Raw genomic sequence first — 240 nt, forward strand, 5'->3', positions numbered from 1 at the left:
TGATGTCTCGTTTTCCCTGAAACGTGGCGAAATACTGGGTATTGCCGGACTCGTTGGTGCCGGACGTACCGAGACCATTCAGTGCCTGTTTGGCGTGTGGCCCGGACAATGGGAAGGAAAAATTTATATTGATGGCAAACAGGTAGATATTCGTAACTGTCAGCAAGCCATCGCCCAGGGGATTGCGATGGTACCCGAAGACAGAAAGCGCGACGGCATCGTTCCGGTAATGGCGGTTGG

At 52.9% G+C, this 240-nt stretch carries 1 protein-coding gene; it reads left to right on the forward strand.

Annotation, left to right across the window (positions count from 1 at the left end):
- Positions 1-240, forward strand: a 240-nt coding sequence (locus SB756_RS34615) for an ATP-binding cassette domain-containing protein (protein ID WP_410913824.1), incomplete at both ends; no start/stop codon positions are given.

Origin of the sequence: Pseudomonas sp. SIMBA_068 (genome assembly GCF_046534705.1) — a bacterium.
Classification (GTDB): domain Bacteria; phylum Pseudomonadota; class Gammaproteobacteria; order Pseudomonadales; family Pseudomonadaceae; genus Aquipseudomonas; species Aquipseudomonas putida.